Below are 16702 nucleotides of genomic sequence, written 5' to 3'. Positions count from 1 at the left end.
TAACTTATAATTTCCCCGGAAATAGCGCATAAATGCAGGCTATTCAAGCTTTGTAACGGGTTTGGCATGTGCATACTGCCCACTCCCGCCCCGCGGCCTTCGCTCACCGATTTTTGCAATTCCCCATGGCGCTCAACGACAAAGATGTGGCCCGCATTGCCCGGCTGGCCAGAATCGAACTGACCCCCGACCAGCGCACCGTCGCGCAGGCCGAACTCAACGGCATCCTCCACTTGATCGAGCGGCTCCAGTCCGTCGATACGCAAGGCGTGGAACCTTTGGCCCATCCGCTGTCCGCCCACGAAGACATCGTATTGCGCCTGCGTGAAGACGCCGTGACCGAAGCCGGTTCGCAAGCCCGCCGCGAGGAACTGCTGGCCAACGCGCCGGATGCCCAGGACGGCCTGTTCCTGGTTCCCAAGGTCCTGGAATAAGTCATGACGAAACCTGCCCTGCACACCCAGTTCGAGGGGATCGCCGCCCTGCGCACGGCCCTCGCCCAACGCGAAGTCAGTGCCGTCGACCTGGCGCAAAGCGCCTTGTCGGCCGCCGAAGCGGCCAGCGGCCTGAACAGCTTTTTACATATTGACGCCGAATTGACGCTGGCCCAGGCGCGCGCAGCCGACGCCGCGCTGGCGGCCGGTACCGCCGGGCCGCTGGCGGGCATCCCGATCGCCCACAAGGACGCCTTCGTCACGCGCGGCTGGCGCACCACCGCGGGCAGCAAGATGCTCGAGGGTTACACCAGCCCGTTCGACGCTACCGTCGTGGAGCGCCTGCAAGCGGCCGGCGCGGTTTCGCTGGGCAAGCTGAACTGCGACGAATTCGCCATGGGCTCCGGCAACGAGAACTCCGCCTACGGCGCCGTGAAGAACCCGTGGGACCACGCTGCCGTGCCCGGCGGCTCGTCGGGCGGTTCCGCCGCCGCCGTGGCCGCCCGCCTGGTCGCTGCCGCCACCGGCACCGACACCGGCGGCTCGGTTCGCCAGCCCGCCGCCCTGTGCGGCGTGAGCGGCATCAAGCCCACCTATGGCACCGTGTCGCGTTACGGCATGGTGGCCTTCGGCTCCAGCCTGGACCAGGCCGGCCCGCTGGCCCCCAGCAGCCGCGACCTGCTCGAACTGCTGGACGTCATCAGCGGCTTTGACCCGCGCGACGCCACCAGCCTTGAAAAGTGCGACGGCGCCGTCAACGAGCCTGGACGCGTGCGCCGCGACTTCGACGCCGCGCAAGGGCGCTTCGACGCCGCCGGCAGCCAGCCCCTGAAGGGCCTGCGCATCGGCGTGCCCGAGGAATATTTTGGCGCCGGCCTGGCGTCCGACGTGGCCGCTGCCGTGCAGGCCGCGCTTGAGCAGTTCGAGGCGCTGGGCGCCGTGCGCGTGCCGGTCTCGCTGCCGCGCACCGAGCTGGCCATTCCGGCGTACTACGTGATCGCCCCCGCCGAAGCGTCCAGCAACCTGGCGCGCTACGACGGCGTGCGCTACGGCCACCGCGCCAAGCAGTACGGCGACCTGAACGAGATGATCAGCCGCTCACGCGCCGAAGGTTTCGGCGACGAGGTCAAGCGCCGCATCCTGATCGGCACCTACGTGCTGTCCCACGGCTATTACGACGCCTACTACCTGCAGGCGCAGCGCCTGCGCCGCCTGATCGCGCAGGACTTCCAGCGCGCCTTTGCGGACCAGTGCGACGTCATCATGGGACCGGTCACGCCCACGGTCGCCAAGAACATCGGCGACAACCGCGACGACCCGACCGCCGACTGGCTGGCCGACGTCTACACGCTGGGCGTGAGCCTGGCGGGCCTGCCCGCCATGTCGATCCCCTGCGGTTTCGGAGGCGAAAAACAAAATCGCCCCATCGGCCTGCAGATCATCGGCAACTACTTCGACGAAGGCCGCCTCCTGGCCATCGCCGACCGCTACCAACACGTGACGGACTGGCATCAGCGTGCCCCTGTCCAGCAAGGCTGAGAACATGAACTGGGAAATCGTCATCGGCCTGGAAACGCACACGCAGCTTTCCACGGACTCCAAGATCTTTTCGGGCAGCAGCACGCAATTCGGCGCCGCGCCCAACACGCAGGCCAATGAAGTCGACCTGGCCTTGCCGGGCAGCCTGCCGGTCATGAACCGCGGCGCCGCCGAACGCGCCATCCGCTTCGGTCTGGCCGTGGGCGCCAAGATCGCGCCGCGCTCGGTCTTTGCGCGCAAGAACTACTTCTACCCTGACCTGCCCAAGGGCTACCAGATCAGCCAGTACGAGCTGCCCGTGGTGGTGGGCGGTTCGCTGTCGTTCTTCGTGGGCGAAGAAGAAAAGACCGTCAACCTGACGCGCGCCCACCTGGAGGAAGACGCCGGCAAGTCCCTGCACGACGACTTCAGCCTGGCCAATGGCAGCCCCGCCAGCGGCATCGACCTGAACCGCGCCGGCACCCCGCTGCTGGAAATCGTGACCGAACCCGAAATGCGCTCGGCCGCCGAAGCCGTGGCGTATGCGCGCGCGCTGCACAGCCTGGTCGTGTGGCTGGGCATCTGCGACGGCAACATGCAGGAAGGCTCGTTCCGCTGCGACGCCAACGTGTCGGTGCGCCCGGTGGGCCAGAAGGAATTCGGCACCCGCACCGAGATCAAGAACGTCAACTCGTTCCGCTTCCTGGAACGCGCCATCACCTATGAAGCGCGCCGCCAGATCGAGCTGATCGAGGACGGCGGCACCGTGGTCCAGGAAACGCGTCTGTACGACGCCGACCGCGACGAAACGCGAAGCATGCGCAGCAAGGAAGACGCGCACGACTACCGCTACTTCCCCGATCCCGACCTGCCCACGCTAGTGATCTCCAGCGACTGGGTGGACGAGGTCCGCGCCGCCATGCCCGAACTGCCGGCCGCCCAGCGCGCCCGCTTCGAATCGGAATACGGCCTGCCCGCCTACGACGCGGCCCAACTGACCGTCAGCCGCGACCTGGCCGCCTACTTTGAAGCCGTGGCGCACGCGCTGCCGGCCGGTCAGGCCAAGCTTGCGTCCAACTGGGTCATGGGCGAAGTCGCCGCGGTGCTCAACAAGGAAGAAAAGACCATCGCCGAATCGCCCGTCGCCGCGCCCGCGCTGGCGGCCCTGATCGGCCGCATCATCGACGGCACGATCTCCAACAAGATCGCCCGCGAGGTCTTTGGCGCCATGTGGGCCGGCGAGAACGGCGGCGACGCCGACGCCATCATCGAGTCCCGCGGCTTAAAGCAGATCAGCGACACGGGCGCCATCGGCGCGATGATCGACGAGGTGCTGGCCGCCAACCCGGCCATCGTCGATGAGTACCGCGCTGGCAAACAAAAGGCGTTCAACTCCCTGGTTGGCCAGATCATGAAGGCCGCCCGCGGCAAGGCCAACCCGCAGCAGGTGAATGACTTGCTGAAGCAGAAGTTGGATAGTTGATGGGCAGCCGGTTCGCCAAACGGGGGACCGGCGCAATATCAGACTAAGTCAAAGGCCGCGGCATCTTGCCGCGGCCTTTTGCTTGGCCAAGAATGATCTGGTCGAATTCGCCGGAGACTTGGCCATGAAATACATCGAGGTCAGCAGCAACGACCTGCTGCACCGATTCACCGACTACCTGCAGGCCCTAAACCAGGGGCAGCACTTCATCATCGCGGTCGACGGCGTGCGCCGTGCCAGGCTGACGCCCGTCCTGCCCGAAACCTCGCTCGACGCGCACGACGCCCTTGAGGCCATGAAGCGCCTGCAGACAGCGGCCCCCGTCTCTCACGAAACCATCCGCGAATGGATCGAAGAAGGGAGAGAATGAACACCTTCAATCTGGTACCCGATGCGTCGGTCGCGCTTGCATGGCTGCTCGATCGTGTGGATATTCACGAATCGCTCCTTGCCCGGCACCTGCTCGACGTCGCCCACGGCTCGCAAAACACGGTGCCTCACATCTGGCGCGTCGAGGTCGCCAATGGCGTTCTGCGTGCCGAGCGCAGCCGGCGTATCTCGCAGGATCAGGTCGCTGCATTCAACCAGCTTCTGGACAGCCTGCCCTTTCGCCCTGACCACGACGATGCCGCTCACCACATCGCGCGCACCTGCGAGATCGCCCGCACCCATGGTTTGACGGCTTACGACGCGAGCTATCTCGAGCTCTCCCTTCGGCACCGCGCCTGTCTGGCCACCTTCGACCGAAAGCTGGCGGACGCGGCGCGTGCCAGCGGCGTTACCGTGTTCGGCCAACCCCATGGGGTCGCCGAACCCGTCGCGAATTATGTTTGCCAATAAAACGGGCGGCCATTGGCCGCCCTACGTGTTGCTTCCGGCAGACCGGCCCGTTTACTTCACCCCGTACTTCGTCCGATACGCCAGCACGGCATCCCGGTTCTCGGCAAACGCCGCATCGTCTTGCAGCAAGGCCAGGATGTCAGTCAGCGAAGCAATCGCGACCACGGGGATGCCATAGGTCTTGGCCACGTCCTGCACGGCCGAATGCGGCGACAAGGCGTCATCCGGGCCGGCGCGCTCCATGCGGTCCATCGCGATCAGCACGGCGGCCGGCTCTGCGCCCGCGGCGCGGATGATTTCCACCGATTCGCGCACCGACGTGCCGGCAGTGATGACGTCGTCGATGATGACGACCTTGCCCTTGAGCGGCGCGCCGACCAGGGTGCCGCCTTCGCCATGGTCCTTGGCTTCCTTGCGGTTGTAGGCAAACGGCACGTCGCTGCGGCCCTGCATGTCAGGATGGCCGGCCAGCGCCACGGCGGTGGCGGTGGAAAGCGGGATGCCCTTGTACGCCGGGCCAAACAGCATGTCGAACTCGACGCCGGAATCCAGCAGGGCCTGCGCGTAGAACTGCGCCAGCTTGCCGACCGAGCGGCCATTGTTGAACAGGCCCGCGTTAAAGAAATAGGGGCTGATACGGCCCGACTTGACCTTGAAGCTGCCAAAGCGCAGAACGCCCTCGTTCAAGGCGAAGCGGACGAAATCCAGGGCGGTGACGGAGGACTGGGCGGCGGGCATGCAAGGGGTTCCGGTAGGTGGCAGACCCCGCATTTTATCCGCTGTCGGGGACTTTCCCGGACGGCGCCGCCGAGTCGGTTAAATTCCTGGCATTGTCCGCCCCCCTGCGGCCGCATTACAGGAGTTTCGCTTTGCTGCGCATCACGTCGATCAACCTCAATGGCATCCGGTCCGCCTTCAAGAAGGGCCTGCAACCGTGGATGGAAAAGCACGCCGCCGACGTGCTGTGCCTGCAGGAAATCAAGGTGTCCCACGAGGACCTGACCGACGACCTGCGGCATCCGCCCGGCTACACCGGCCATTTTCACCACGCCGTGAAAAAGGGCTACAGCGGCGTGGGTATCTACCTGCGAGATGCTGCCGAGCGCGTAAACAACGGCTTTGATTGTGAAGAGTTCGACAACGAAGGCCGCATCATCCGCGCCGACTGGAAGGATCTGTCGATCATCAGCGCTTACCTGCCTTCCGGCTCCAGCGGCGACGAACGCCAGCAGGCGAAGTACCGCTTCCTGGACCGGTTCGGGCCGTGGATCGATGCCCTGATGCATGAGCACAAGACGACCGGCCGCGAATTCGTCATCTGCGGCGACTGGAACATCGCGCACAAGGAAATCGACCTGAAGAATTGGAAGGGCAACATGAAGAACTCGGGCTTCCTGCCCGAAGAGCGGGCCTGGCTCACGGACGTTTTCGACAAGCGCGGCTTTGTGGACGTGTTTCGCACCATTGATGACCGTCCGGACCAATACACCTGGTGGAGCAACCGCGGCCAGGCCTGGGCCAAAAACGTCGGGTGGCGCATCGACTACCAGATTGCCACGCCAGGCATCGCCGCCAAGGCGCGTAACGTCGCCATCTACAAGGACGAGCGCTTCTCGGATCACGCGCCGTTGACGATCGATTACGACACCACCTTGCGCGCGTGATTTTTCTCAATATTTAATTGGGGTCGTATTACGTGCGAGTCACGGGCCGCTACGCCTGCAAGCGGCCTGACAATGACCTCGTGGCCTGAGGGCACGGGTAGCCGCCCCTATGACGAGGCAGGAATTTAAAACGGGGACATATTAATTTCCCCTGATATTTCAAGCATCACGCCCAAACGCGCATCTTTGGATTCCGCATCCGGAGACGCCCGCCCGGAAATACGTCCCCGATTTTTGCTCCGAAAAATCCGTTTGTTATCAACGTGATGGCGCGGTTTTTCGCTTTGCGCAGGGCAACATTTTGCCCCTACAATCGCCGCACCATACCGGTGCAGTCTTGCACCAAAACAAACTGATCGCGCCCCAATCTGGCGCAATTTCCGCACCTATTCGAAGCACCCCCGAGGAGATCATGGTGAAAGTGCAGAGTCTGGACGACTTTCTGCGTGGCGTCGCCGCGCGCGACCCGCAGCAACCCGAGTACATGCAAGCCGTCCAGGAGGTGATGCTCAGCTTGTGGCCTTTCGTCGAGAAGCATCCCCACTACGCTGAACACGCCCTGCTCGAACGCCTGGTCGAACCCGAGCGCGTCATCCAGTTCCGCGTCTGCTGGACCGATGACCAGGGCCGCGCCCAGGTCAACCGCGCCTTCCGCATCCAGCACAGCTCGGCGATCGGCCCGTTCAAGGGCGGCATGCGCTTTCACCCGTCCGTAAACCTGTCGATCCTGAAGTTCCTCGCCTTCGAACAGACCCTGAAGAACTCGCTGACCACGTTGCCCATGGGCGGCGGCAAGGGCGGCTCGGACTTCGATCCCAAGGGCAAGTCCGACGCCGAAGTCATGCGCTTTTGCCAGGCGCTGATGATCGAGCTGTACCGCCACCTGGGCCCGGACACCGACGTGCCGGCCGGCGACATCGGCGTGGGCGCGCGCGAAGTCGGCTTCATGGCCGGCATGATGAAAAAGCTGTCCAACTCGACGGCCAGCGTGTTCACCGGCAAGGGCCTGACCTTTGGCGGCAGCCTGATCCGTCCCGAGGCCACCGGCTACGGCACCGTGTACTTCGCCGAAGAAATGCTCAAGCGCGTGGGCAAATCCTTTGATGGCCTGCGCGTTTCCGTGTCGGGCTCGGGCAACGTGGCGCAATACGCCATCGAGAAGGCGATGGCCCTGGGCGCCCGCGTCATCACCGTTTCGGATTCGAACGGCACCGTCGTCGACGAGGCCGGCTTCAACCACGAGAAGCTCGTGGCGCTGATGCACATCAAGAACGATCTGCGCGGCCGCCTGGACACCTACGCCCGCCAATTCGGCCTGCAGTACGAGGCCGGCAAGCGCCCGTGGCACGTGCCCGTCGACGTCGCCCTGCCCTGCGCCACGCAAAACGAGCTGGAGCTGTCGGATGCGCAGACGCTCATCAAGAACGGCGTGCTGGCCGTCGCCGAAGGCGCGAACATGCCCGCCACGCTTGAAGCCGCCAAGGCCTTCGTTGCCGCCCGTGTGCTGTACGCGCCGGGCAAGGCCAGCAACGCCGGCGGCGTGGCCGTGTCGGGCCTGGAAATGGCACAGAACTCGGCCCGCCTGTCGTGGACCCGCGAGGAAGTGGACGCCCGCCTGCACGCCATCATGCGCGACATCCACGAAAACTGCGTGCGTCACGGCCACTCCGAGCGCGAGTACGTGAACTACCTGGACGGCGCCAACATCGCCGGCTTCGTGAAGGTCGCGGACGCCATGCGCCAGCAAGGCCTGTATTGATCGCTGCCCGCTGACCCTCGCCCGCAGCGGCGCAGGCAAGCGGATCAAGCAAAAGGCCGACTCATTGCGAGTCGGCCTTTTTATTGGCGGCGGCAAGGCCGCAGCCACTTGGCAAGCCTGCCGCGCCCCGAGGACGCGGGCTTGCCGGGATCAGTGCTTCATGCCGCCATGACCGTGGCTCATGCCGGGGTTGTGCGAGGCCGGCATGACCTTGAACTGAACCGCCACTTCGCCCGCCTTTTCGAACTTGAGCGTGGCGGGCACGGTGGCGCCGTCCTTGAACGGCGCCTTCAGCTTGATGAACATGACGTGGTAGCCGCCCGGGCTGAGCTTGACCTCGGTGTCGGCGGGCAGCGCGATGCCGCCTTCGACCTGACGCATCTTGGACACGCCGTTCTCGGTCTGCACGGTGTGCAGTTCCACGCGCTCGGCGGCATCCGACGACACGGACAGCAAGCGGTCCGGTGCCTTGGCGTCGTTGTCGATATCCATGTAGCCCGCACCGTTGGCCTGGCCCGGCGCGGAAGCGCGCACCCAGAGATCGTCGATTTCGACCTGGCCCACCTTGTAGTCCTTGGCCCACGCCGAACCGGCGGTGCACAGGCCAATCGCGGCAATGGCGGCAAACTTGCGGATGTTCATGCGTGTCCTCCTGAGACGTTAACGGCGCCTGACCAGGCTGCGGGCGGCTGACAGCACCGCGTCGGTCAAGGCTTCCATGGCCTCGGAGTTTACCCGCCAATGCTGCCAGTAGAGCGGCACGTCCTCCCACGCCCGGCCGCGCAGCAGGACGAGTTGACCGGCATCAAGGTGTTCCTGCACCAGCGGCAGCGGGTTCATGGTCCAACCCAACCCGCCCAGCGTCGCCTGCACGAATGCGCGCGTGGACGGCACCCACCAGACCGGCGGCTCCCACGGCGCGGGATCGGCGATCTTGTGCGCAAAGCGCGCCTGCAGGGCGTCCTTGCGGTTGAACACCAGCACGGGCGCCTGGGCCAGCGTCTGCGCATTGACCCCCGACGCGAAGTAGCGCTTGTGGAAGTCGGGTGTGCAGGTGGCCACGTAGCGCATGCTGCCCAGCGCATGGATGCGGCAACCCTGCACGGGATCGGCCAGCGTGGTCACGGCGCCCAGCACGGAGCCGTTGCGCAGCAGGGCGGCCGTGTGGTCCTGGTCTTCGGACAGCATGTCGAGCGTGGCGCGGGTGCGCGCGGCGAACTGCAGGGCGGCGTCGACGAACCAGGTTTCCAGGCTGTCGTGATTGACGGCGATCGGGATGCTGGCATGGGGAATGTCGTCATCGGCCACGCCCAGCCGGTTCAGCGCGTCGTGCTCGAGCAAGGCGGTCTGCTCGGCCAGTTGGACCAGCACCTGGCCATCGGCCGTGGCGGCTGCGGGCACGGTGCGCTGGACCAGCAGCCGGCCCATGCGGTCTTCCAGGGCCTTGATCCGTTGCGACACCGCCGACGGCGTGACGCTGAGCGACAGCGCCGCGCGCTCGAAACTGCCTTCGCGCACCACCGCGGCCAGTGCGCGCAGGTTGCCGTGATCGATTCTCATGACATTAGCCACGCTTAATATAGTGAAGGAAAATTAGCTGTATTTCACATGCATGGCAAGGGAAAATCACACCATGCCGGCCGCTCCACGCGCCCGGCCACCCATCGAAACGCCGCCACAGGCGTTGCAGTCACCGGTTTCACAGGTATCCCTTCCATGTTTGCCACGTTGTCATCCCCCGCCTTCCTCACCGCCTGGGCCAGCGGCACGGCCACGGGCCTCGGCCTGTTCGCTGTCGTGGGCGCGCAAAGCGCGTTCATCCTGCGCCAGGGCCTCATGCGCGCGCACCTGCTCAGCGTCGTCGCCATCTGCGCGCTGATCGACCTGGTGTTCATCTTCGCGAGCGTGTCCGGCCTGCAGGCACTGACCGCGTGGTTCCCCTGGCTGACGACGGCCGTGCTGTGGTTCGGCGTGGCCTTCCTGACCTGGTACGCGGCGCAGTCCGCGCGCCGCGCCTGGACGGCCACGGGCGGCCTGGCCGCCGCCCGCGACGTGGTGCCGTCGCGCCGCGCCGCCATGCTGGGCGCGCTGGGCTTTTCGCTGCTCAATCCGCATTTCTGGCTGGACATGGTGGTGGTGGGCTCGCTGGCGCATGGCTTCGAAGACGCCCGCATGGCCTTCGCGGCCGGCGCCTTCACGGCCAGCCTGCTGTGGCTCGCCGTGCTGGGCATCGGGTCACGCCTCTTCGCCCCGTTCTTTGCCAGCGCGACGGCCTGGCGGGTCCTGGACGGCGTCATCGCCGCAGTCATGGCCGGGTTGGCGGTCAGCCTGGCGGTCAAGGGCGTCTGAGGCTCGCAGGCCATCACTTTTATAATCGTCGCCTCACCACTTTCCGTCGGGCGCAGGGCCGGCCCGCCACCGCTCCATGCGCGGACCTTCCCCTTCCAAAGACGTGCGCCTGCCGCCGCTTGCCGCCATCCAGGCGTTCGAAGCCGCGGCCCGGCTGGGTTCTTTCGAGCGCGCCAGCGAAGAGCTCTTTGTCACCGCCAGCGCCATCGGCAAGCGTATTGCCTCGCTTGAGACGCTGCTGGACGTCACCCTGTTCATCCGCAGCAGCCGCGGCGCAACCTTGAGCGCGGCCGGACGCGAGTATCTGGAACAGGTGCGCACGGCGCTCGACCTGCTGTCGGACGCCTCGCTACACAAGCGCAACGAACCCAAGCTTGAAACGCTGCGCGTGGTGTCCACGCCCACGTTCGCCCGGCAGGTGCTGATCCCCGCCTTGCCCGGCTTCACCGCCGCGCATCCCGACGTCGAACTGGAAATCATGCTGTCCATTCCCTACTTGGACATCATGCCGCCCAACGCCGATGTGTGGATCCGCTTTGGCAGCGGCAAGTATCCCGGCCTGAACGCCCACCCCCTCACGCACGATCCGGTGTTCGCGGTGTGCTCACCCGGCTACCAGACAGCGCGTGGCCCGTTCCTGCGGCCCGCGGACCTGGCGCGCGCGGACCTGCTGCGTTGTCCGATGGAACCGTGGCGTCCGTGGCTGGCGGCCGCCGGCCTGGACTGGCCCGAGCCGTCGCGCGGCGTGTGGCTGGTGGACCTGGGCATGATGCTCGCCGCCGCACGCGCGGGCCAGGGCGTGGCGCTGACGCGCCGGTCGCTGGCCGCCGAGTGGCTGGACGAAGGCAAGCTGGTCCGCCTGCTGGACGTGGAAATCCCCGGCGAGTCGCAGTACTACCTGTGCACCGAAACCACACGCGCACCTGGCGGCGCAGTCCAGGCGTTTTCCCTATGGCTGACAGAGGTCTGCCAGCGCGCAGCCCAATGGCCATGCGGGCCCGAGGCCGGTCAGGAATAAATTTCCACTTGATTGCGGAATGAATTTCCGCACGACGCCGCACCCTGATCGCTAGGATGCGGCCAGCACGTCTGCGCGCGCCCGGCGCACCGATGCCGCTGCGGGCCCGCCATCAGGCTAAAGACGTTCAGCAGTCTGAAAGGAACCTTGCAGCGGCACTAGGTATTTACGCGGAAAAGCGCCGCCGGGTCAGATTCGCGTAAGCGATTAAGCAGACAGTCACGACACGCAATAAAGGAGCGCGCCAACAAAACAACCCACGCCGACTGGCGCCGGCACACGGCTTTCCACGCAGTTCACCCAATTACAACGGAGACATCGATGGATTTTCGTTTGAAGCTGCTTGCAGGAACCCTTGCATTTGCCGTATCGGCCGCGTCCTACGCCGCCGACCCCATCAAGATCGGCGTGGCCGGCCCCTACACCGGCGGCTCGTCCTCCATGGGCGTCAGCATGCGCGACGGCGTGCGCCTGGCCATCGAAGAGATCAACAAGAACGGCGGCGTGCTGGGCCGCCAGCTCGTCGCCGTCGAACGCGATGACGAAGCCAAGAACGAGCGCGGCGTGCAGATCGCGCAGGAGCTGATCAACAAGGAACAGGTGACCGCCACCGTCGGCTACATCAACACGGGCGTGGCGCTGGCCTCCCAGCGCTTCTACCAGGACGCCAAGATTCCGGTGTTCAACAACGTGGCCACCGGCAGCGTGATCACGCATCAGTTCAAGGCGCCGGATTACCCCGACAACTACGTGTTCCGCAACGCCGCGCACGACAGCATCCAGGCCCCGATGATCGTCGAAGAAGCGATCACGCGCCGCGGCTTCAAGAAAGTGGCGATCCTGGCCGACTCCACCAACTACGGCCAGCTTGGCCGCGAGGACCTGGAGAAAGCGCTGGACGCCAAGGGCATCAAGCCCGTGGCCGTCGAAAAGTTCAACATCAAGGACGTCGACATGACGGCCCAGCTGCTCAAGGCCAAGGCCGCGGGCGCCGAAGCCGTGCTGACCTACGGCATCGGCCCAGAGCTGGCGCAGATCGCCAACGGCATGACCAAGCTGGGCTGGAAGGTGCCGATCATCGGCAGCTGGACGCTGTCGATGGCCAACTACATCGACAACTCCGGCGCCAACGGCGAAGGCGCGCGCATGCCGCAGACCTTCATCCAGGACCCGGACACGCCCAAGCGCAAGGCGTTCATCGACGCCTACCTGGCCAAGTTCAAGCCCAAGAACAACCGCATCGACTCGCCGGTGTCGGCCGCGCAGGGCTATGACTCGATCTTCCTGCTGGCAGCCGCCATCAAGCAGGCAAACTCCACCGACGGTCCCAAGGTGCGCGAAGCGCTGGAAAACCTGCAGACCCCGGTCGAGGGCGTGGTGATGACCTACAACAAGCCCTTCTCGCACGACAACCACGACGCGATCACCGCCAAGGAAGTGGTCATCGGCGAGGTCAAGGGCGGCCGGGTCGTCAAGGCCAACTAATCCCGACAAGCAGGAAGGCGGCGGCTGCCCGGCCGCCGCCGCCCGCGCCCCAAACTCAGGACGCGGGGCATGCAGCCGCCTGAAAACAGCGTTCTGCCCAAGGGGGTTGGGACGGAACACAGCGCCTCAAGACACACACCATGATTCTTCTACAGCTCATCTATAGCGGTATCGCGCTAGGCATGATCTACGCGGTCATTGCCTTTGGCTACCAGCTCACCTTCGCCACGTCCGGCACCTTGAACTTCGGCCAGGGCGAAGCCCTGATGCTGGGTGCGCTCGTCGGTCTGACGCTTGTCGGACTGGGCGTGAACTACTGGGTCATGATTCCCATCGTCTGCATCTTCGGCTTCGCGCAGGGCGCGCTGGTCGAGCGCGTGGGCGTGCGGCCCGCCATCAAGACGCGATCCGAATTCGGCTGGATCATGGCCACCATTGCACTGGGCATCATCTTCAAGAACGTGGCCGAGAACATCTGGGGCCGTGACGACCTGCGCTTTCCCTCGCCGCTGCCCGAGGCGCCCATCCAGGTGCTGGGCGCAAACGTGCTGCCGATGGAGTTGCTGGTGGTGTTTGGCGCGCTGGGCATGATGATCCTGGTGGAAATCTTCAACCGCAAGTCGATCTACGGCAAGGCCTTCGTCGCCACGTCCAACGACCGCGACGCGGCCGGCCTGATGGGCATCAACACGGGCATGGTCATCACGTTCTCGTATGCGCTGTCGTCGCTGACCGCCGCGTTCGCCGGCGTGCTGGTCGCGCCGCTGACGCTGACCGGCGCCACGATGGGCGCGGTGCTTGGCCTGAAGGCGTTTGCCGTCGCGATCATTGGCGGCCTGTCCAGCGGGATGGGCGTCGTGGTGGGCGGGCTGATCCTGGGGATCGCCGAGACGACCACCGGTTTCTATCTATCAACGGGATACAAAGACGTGCCGGGATTGGTATTGCTGTTGCTCGTGCTGACCTTCAAGCCCGCCGGCCTGTTCGGCAAGACCGCGATCAAGAAGGTGTAAGCGATGAAACCCCTGCACCTTCTCCTATCCATCGTGGCCGTGGCCTGCCTGGCCGCCGTGCCGCTGGGCGTGACCAACACGTACTACCTGCACCTGATTGAAACCATCATGATCTATTCGATCCTGCTGTTCGGGCTCGATATCGTGGTGGGGTACACCGGCCAGGTGTCGCTGGGCCACGCGGGCCTGTTCGGCATCGGCTCGTATGTGGCCGGCGTGCTGGTCTTTCACCTGCAGATTCCGATCTGGTTGACCTTGCCTGCCGCCATCCTCATCGCCGCCGCTTTCGGCGCGGTGCTGGCCCTGCCGGCGCTGCGCGTCACGGGCCCCTATCTGGCGATGGTGACGCTGGCATTCGGCACGATCATTCAGATCCTGATCAACGAAATGACCTTCCTGACCGAAGGCCCGCTGGGCATCAAGATCTCCAAGCCGTCCATCGCGGGGCACGTACTGACCAAGGCCGAGTATTTCTGGCTGGTCGCCGCGCTGCTGGTGATCTCGCTGATCGTGGTGCACCGGATCCTGAAGTCGCACCTGGGCCGCTCGTTCGAAGCCCTGCGTGACAGTCCGATCGCCTCGGACTGCATGGGTGTGTCGGTGTACCGCCACAAGGTGATCGCGTTCGTCATCAGTGCGGGTTTTGCCGGCCTGGCGGGCGCGCTGTATTCGTATTCGGAACAGTACATCTCGCCGAACACGTACAACTTCGAGCTCACGATCCTGTTCCTGCTGGCCATCATCATGGGCGGACGCAAGAGCCGCACGGGCGCGCTGCTGGGCGCGTCGATCATCGTGCTGCTGCCCAAGATGCTGGACGACATCGGCACGTTCCGCCTGATCGCGCTGGCGGTGGCGATCCTGGTGACGGTAGGCAGCGCCGTGGCCATCTCGAAGGGCCGCACCGAGCCGCGCAAGGTGGCGGTGCCGGTGATCGGGACGATCGTGCTGGCTGTCTTCTCCTACTGGCTGGACGCCGTGACCGACTGGCGCCTGACCATCTTCGGCGCCATGATCCTGTTCGTCGTGTATTACCTGCCCGACGGCATCGTGGGCTTCGTGCGCAACCTGTTCTTCTCCTCGCGCCGCGCCGCGCTGACGGTGAAGAAGGACCTGGTGAAAGAACAGGACGCCGTGCCCGACGCGGTGGCGGGCAAGGGCGAGACGCTGCTGGCGGCCAAGAGCGTGCTGATGCAGTTTGGTGGTCTGAAGGCGCTGAACGAAGTGGACCTGACCGTCAAACGCGGCACGATCCACGGGCTGATCGGACCGAACGGCTCCGGCAAGAGCACCATGATGAACGTGCTGACCGGCATCTACGTGCCCACGGCCGGCGCGGTGGAGTTTTCCGGCAAGTCGCTTGTCGGCCTGCCCCCGGCCCACATCGCCGAGGCCGGCATCGCCCGCACGTTCCAGAACGTGCAGCTCTTTGGCGAGATGACCGCGCTGGAGAACGTGCTGGTGGGCCTGCACCACACCTTCACGACGGGCCTGGCGGGCATCGCGCTGCGCACGCCAAAATGGAAGACCGAGGAACAGGGCGCGCGGGCGCGGGCCATGGCGCTGCTGGAGTTCGTGGGGCTGGAGTCGCTGGCCAACGAAGAAGCGCGCAACCTGCCGTACGGCAAGCAACGCCTGCTTGAGATCGCACGCGCGCTGGCGCTGGATCCGCAACTGCTGCTGCTGGACGAGCCGGCGGCCGGCCTGACCGCGCCCGACATCGTGGAGCTGCTGGCCATCATCCGCAAGGTGCGCGACCACGGCATCACGCTGATCCTCATCGAACACCACATGGATGTGGTGATGGGCGTGTGCGACACCGTGTCGGTGCTGGACTTCGGCCAGAAGATCGCCGAAGGGCTGCCGAATGAAGTGCAAAGCAACGCCAAGGTGATCGAGGCGTATCTGGGCGGCGCGCCCGCCTGACGCCAAGGGGACAACAAGATGCTATCGATCAAGAATCTGGAAGCAGGCTACGGCAAGGTGAAGGTGCTGCACGGCATCAGCATGGAGGTGCCCAAGGCAAAGGTGGTCACGCTGATCGGCTCGAACGGGGCCGGTAAGACGACGACGATGCGGGCATTGTCGGGGATGATCCGGCCGACGGCGGGCGAGATCACGCTGGGCAGCAAGCGCATCGACGGGATGGAGTCGCATCGGATTGCCCGATTGGGACTGGCGCATTCACCAGAGGGCCGCCGGGTGTTTCCGACGCTGTCGGTGACGGACAACCTGCTGCTGGGCGCCTTTCCTCGCCTGACGGGTAGCCGGCCGAAGGGTGATGTGCAGGCGGATCTGGGGCGGGCGATGGATCTCTTCCCTCGGCTGAAGGAACGGCGCGATCAGCTGGCAGGCACGTTATCGGGCGGCGAGCAGCAGATGCTGGCGATGGCGCGTGCGGTGATGCTGAACCCGGAACTGGTGCTGCTGGACGAGCCGTCGATGGGACTGGCGCCGATTCTCGTGGAGGAAGTGTTCCGGATCATTGCGCGGCTCAAGGAAGAAGGCGTGACGATGCTGCTGGTGGAGCAGTTCGCGGCGGCGGCGTTGAATGTCGCGGATTATGGGTATGTGCTGGAGAATGGGCGGATTTCTGTGCATGGGAGTGCGGAGAAGCTGAAGCATGATCCGGCGGTGGTGGCGGCTTATTTGGGTGGGTCGCATTGAGGTTTTTTTGGGGGGTTTTTTTTAGGCTGGCGTTGAGGGTGGTTCTTTAGACGCCCGCCGCAGCGGGGGCCGAGGCGCGCGGGGCTACGATTGCGGTCCGGAGCCTTCGCTCCGGACTGCCCCTTCGTCAACCTCGTACGCCTTCCGGCTCCCTTCGGTTTCCCTCGGGCGCATCTACACGCCCCGCGCGCCTCGGCCCCCGCTGCGACGGGCTCTTGTAGATTCAGCTTTGCGGTCTGCGGGGCGAGTTGAGTTCTTTAGGTTCTTGCCCACGGTGGGGGGAGAGAGAAAGATCTTGCGGGGCCCGCCCGCGGCGGCCGCGCGGGCGGCCTTCGGGGGCTTACGCGCCGTCTTGCGTCGGGGCGATGACGCTTCGCGTGTGGCTGCTTCATGTCTAGATACCGTCTTGACCGTCAAGCGCTCAGGCGTAGTCGGGCCGATACGGTGTCCGAGTTTTAAGCACGCCGAAGCA

16 protein-coding genes are annotated in these 16702 nt (G+C 65.2%); 13 read left to right on the top strand and 3 right to left on the bottom strand.

Features of this window, described 5'->3' with window-relative positions:
• The first annotated feature begins 125 nt into the window (after positions 1 to 125).
• The 5 genes from gatC (at position 126) to KVT32_RS17310 (ending at position 4275) form a co-directional block, all read left to right on the top strand.
• Positions 126 to 434, top strand: a complete 309-nt coding sequence (gene gatC / locus KVT32_RS17330; RefSeq protein ID WP_056319538.1) for an Asp-tRNA(Asn)/Glu-tRNA(Gln) amidotransferase subunit GatC — start codon at positions 126 to 128, stop codon at positions 432 to 434.
• A 3-nt stretch (positions 435 to 437) separates the two neighbouring features.
• Positions 438 to 1973: an Asp-tRNA(Asn)/Glu-tRNA(Gln) amidotransferase subunit GatA gene (gatA, locus tag KVT32_RS17325; RefSeq protein WP_217618566.1), complete on the top strand. Its 1536-nt coding sequence runs from the start codon at positions 438 to 440 to the stop codon at positions 1971 to 1973.
• Between the two features lie 4 nt (positions 1974 to 1977).
• The gene (gene gatB, locus KVT32_RS17320) at positions 1978 to 3435 is read left to right on the top strand and encodes an Asp-tRNA(Asn)/Glu-tRNA(Gln) amidotransferase subunit GatB (protein ID WP_152382898.1); all 1458 of its coding nucleotides are present in this window, start codon (positions 1978 to 1980) and stop codon (positions 3433 to 3435) included.
• A gap of 124 nt (positions 3436 to 3559) precedes the next feature.
• On the top strand, positions 3560 to 3805 hold the full coding sequence (locus tag KVT32_RS17315) for a hypothetical protein (protein WP_056319758.1): 246 nt from the start codon (positions 3560 to 3562) through the stop codon (positions 3803 to 3805).
• Positions 3802 to 4275, top strand: coding sequence for a type II toxin-antitoxin system VapC family toxin (locus tag KVT32_RS17310; protein WP_152382899.1), 474 nt, complete (start codon positions 3802 to 3804; stop codon positions 4273 to 4275). The genes KVT32_RS17315 and KVT32_RS17310 overlap by 4 nt, the downstream gene beginning before the upstream one ends.
• Positions 4276 to 4326: 51 nt before the next feature.
• On the opposite strand, the gene pyrE is transcribed toward KVT32_RS17310, so the two are convergent.
• The gene (gene pyrE, locus KVT32_RS17305; protein WP_056319532.1) at positions 4327 to 5013 is read right to left on the bottom strand and encodes an orotate phosphoribosyltransferase; all 687 of its coding nucleotides are present in this window, start codon (positions 5011 to 5013) and stop codon (positions 4327 to 4329) included.
• A 131-nt stretch (positions 5014 to 5144) separates the two neighbouring features.
• Here pyrE and KVT32_RS17300 point away from each other — a divergent pair, with 131 nt between their 5' ends.
• Entirely contained in the window at positions 5145 to 5939 is a 795-nt protein-coding gene (locus tag KVT32_RS17300; protein WP_056319529.1) for an exodeoxyribonuclease III, read from the top strand.
• A gap of 412 nt (positions 5940 to 6351) precedes the next feature.
• Positions 6352 to 7698, top strand: coding sequence for an NADP-specific glutamate dehydrogenase (gene gdhA / locus KVT32_RS17295; RefSeq protein ID WP_152382901.1), 1347 nt, complete (start codon positions 6352 to 6354; stop codon positions 7696 to 7698).
• Positions 7699 to 7848: 150 nt separating this feature from the next.
• On the opposite strand, the gene KVT32_RS17290 is transcribed toward gdhA, so the two are convergent.
• Together KVT32_RS17290 and KVT32_RS17285 are read right to left on the bottom strand one after the other, a co-directional pair.
• On the bottom strand, positions 7849 to 8340 hold the full coding sequence (locus KVT32_RS17290; RefSeq protein WP_217618565.1) for a copper chaperone PCu(A)C: 492 nt from the start codon (positions 8338 to 8340) through the stop codon (positions 7849 to 7851).
• Positions 8341 to 8358: 18 nt separating this feature from the next.
• Complete coding sequence (locus tag KVT32_RS17285; RefSeq protein ID WP_056319519.1) at positions 8359 to 9258, bottom strand: LysR family transcriptional regulator ArgP; 900 nt, start codon at positions 9256 to 9258, stop codon at positions 8359 to 8361.
• A gap of 156 nt (positions 9259 to 9414) precedes the next feature.
• Here KVT32_RS17285 and KVT32_RS17280 point away from each other — a divergent pair, with 156 nt between their 5' ends.
• The 6 genes from KVT32_RS17280 (at position 9415) to KVT32_RS17255 (ending at position 16230) form a co-directional block, all read left to right on the top strand.
• A complete protein-coding gene (locus tag KVT32_RS17280; protein ID WP_056319516.1) occupies positions 9415 to 10047 on the top strand; it encodes a LysE/ArgO family amino acid transporter in 633 nt (210 codons plus the stop codon).
• 76 nt (positions 10048 to 10123) lie between these two features.
• Complete coding sequence (locus KVT32_RS17275) at positions 10124 to 11065, top strand: LysR substrate-binding domain-containing protein (RefSeq protein WP_217618564.1); 942 nt, start codon at positions 10124 to 10126, stop codon at positions 11063 to 11065.
• Between the two features lie 321 nt (positions 11066 to 11386).
• Positions 11387 to 12550, top strand: a complete 1164-nt coding sequence (locus KVT32_RS17270; protein ID WP_217618563.1) for an ABC transporter substrate-binding protein — start codon at positions 11387 to 11389, stop codon at positions 12548 to 12550.
• Positions 12551 to 12690: 140 nt separating this feature from the next.
• Positions 12691 to 13563 carry a branched-chain amino acid ABC transporter permease gene (locus tag KVT32_RS17265; protein ID WP_006216335.1) on the top strand — a complete coding sequence of 291 codons (873 nt, stop codon included), beginning with the start codon at positions 12691 to 12693 and terminating at the stop codon, positions 13561 to 13563.
• Positions 13564 to 13566: 3 nt separating this feature from the next.
• Positions 13567 to 15489, top strand: a complete 1923-nt coding sequence (locus KVT32_RS17260; protein WP_152382904.1) for a branched-chain amino acid ABC transporter ATP-binding protein/permease — start codon at positions 13567 to 13569, stop codon at positions 15487 to 15489.
• A gap of 18 nt (positions 15490 to 15507) precedes the next feature.
• The gene (locus tag KVT32_RS17255) at positions 15508 to 16230 is read left to right on the top strand and encodes an ABC transporter ATP-binding protein (protein WP_175156951.1); all 723 of its coding nucleotides are present in this window, start codon (positions 15508 to 15510) and stop codon (positions 16228 to 16230) included.
• The last annotated feature ends 472 nt before the right edge of the window (positions 16231 to 16702 follow it).

This window comes from Achromobacter sp. GbtcB20 (assembly GCF_019091095.1).
Lineage (GTDB): Bacteria > Pseudomonadota > Gammaproteobacteria > Burkholderiales > Burkholderiaceae_B > Achromobacter > Achromobacter mucicolens.
This window is presented reverse-complemented; position numbering and strand designations above follow the sequence as displayed.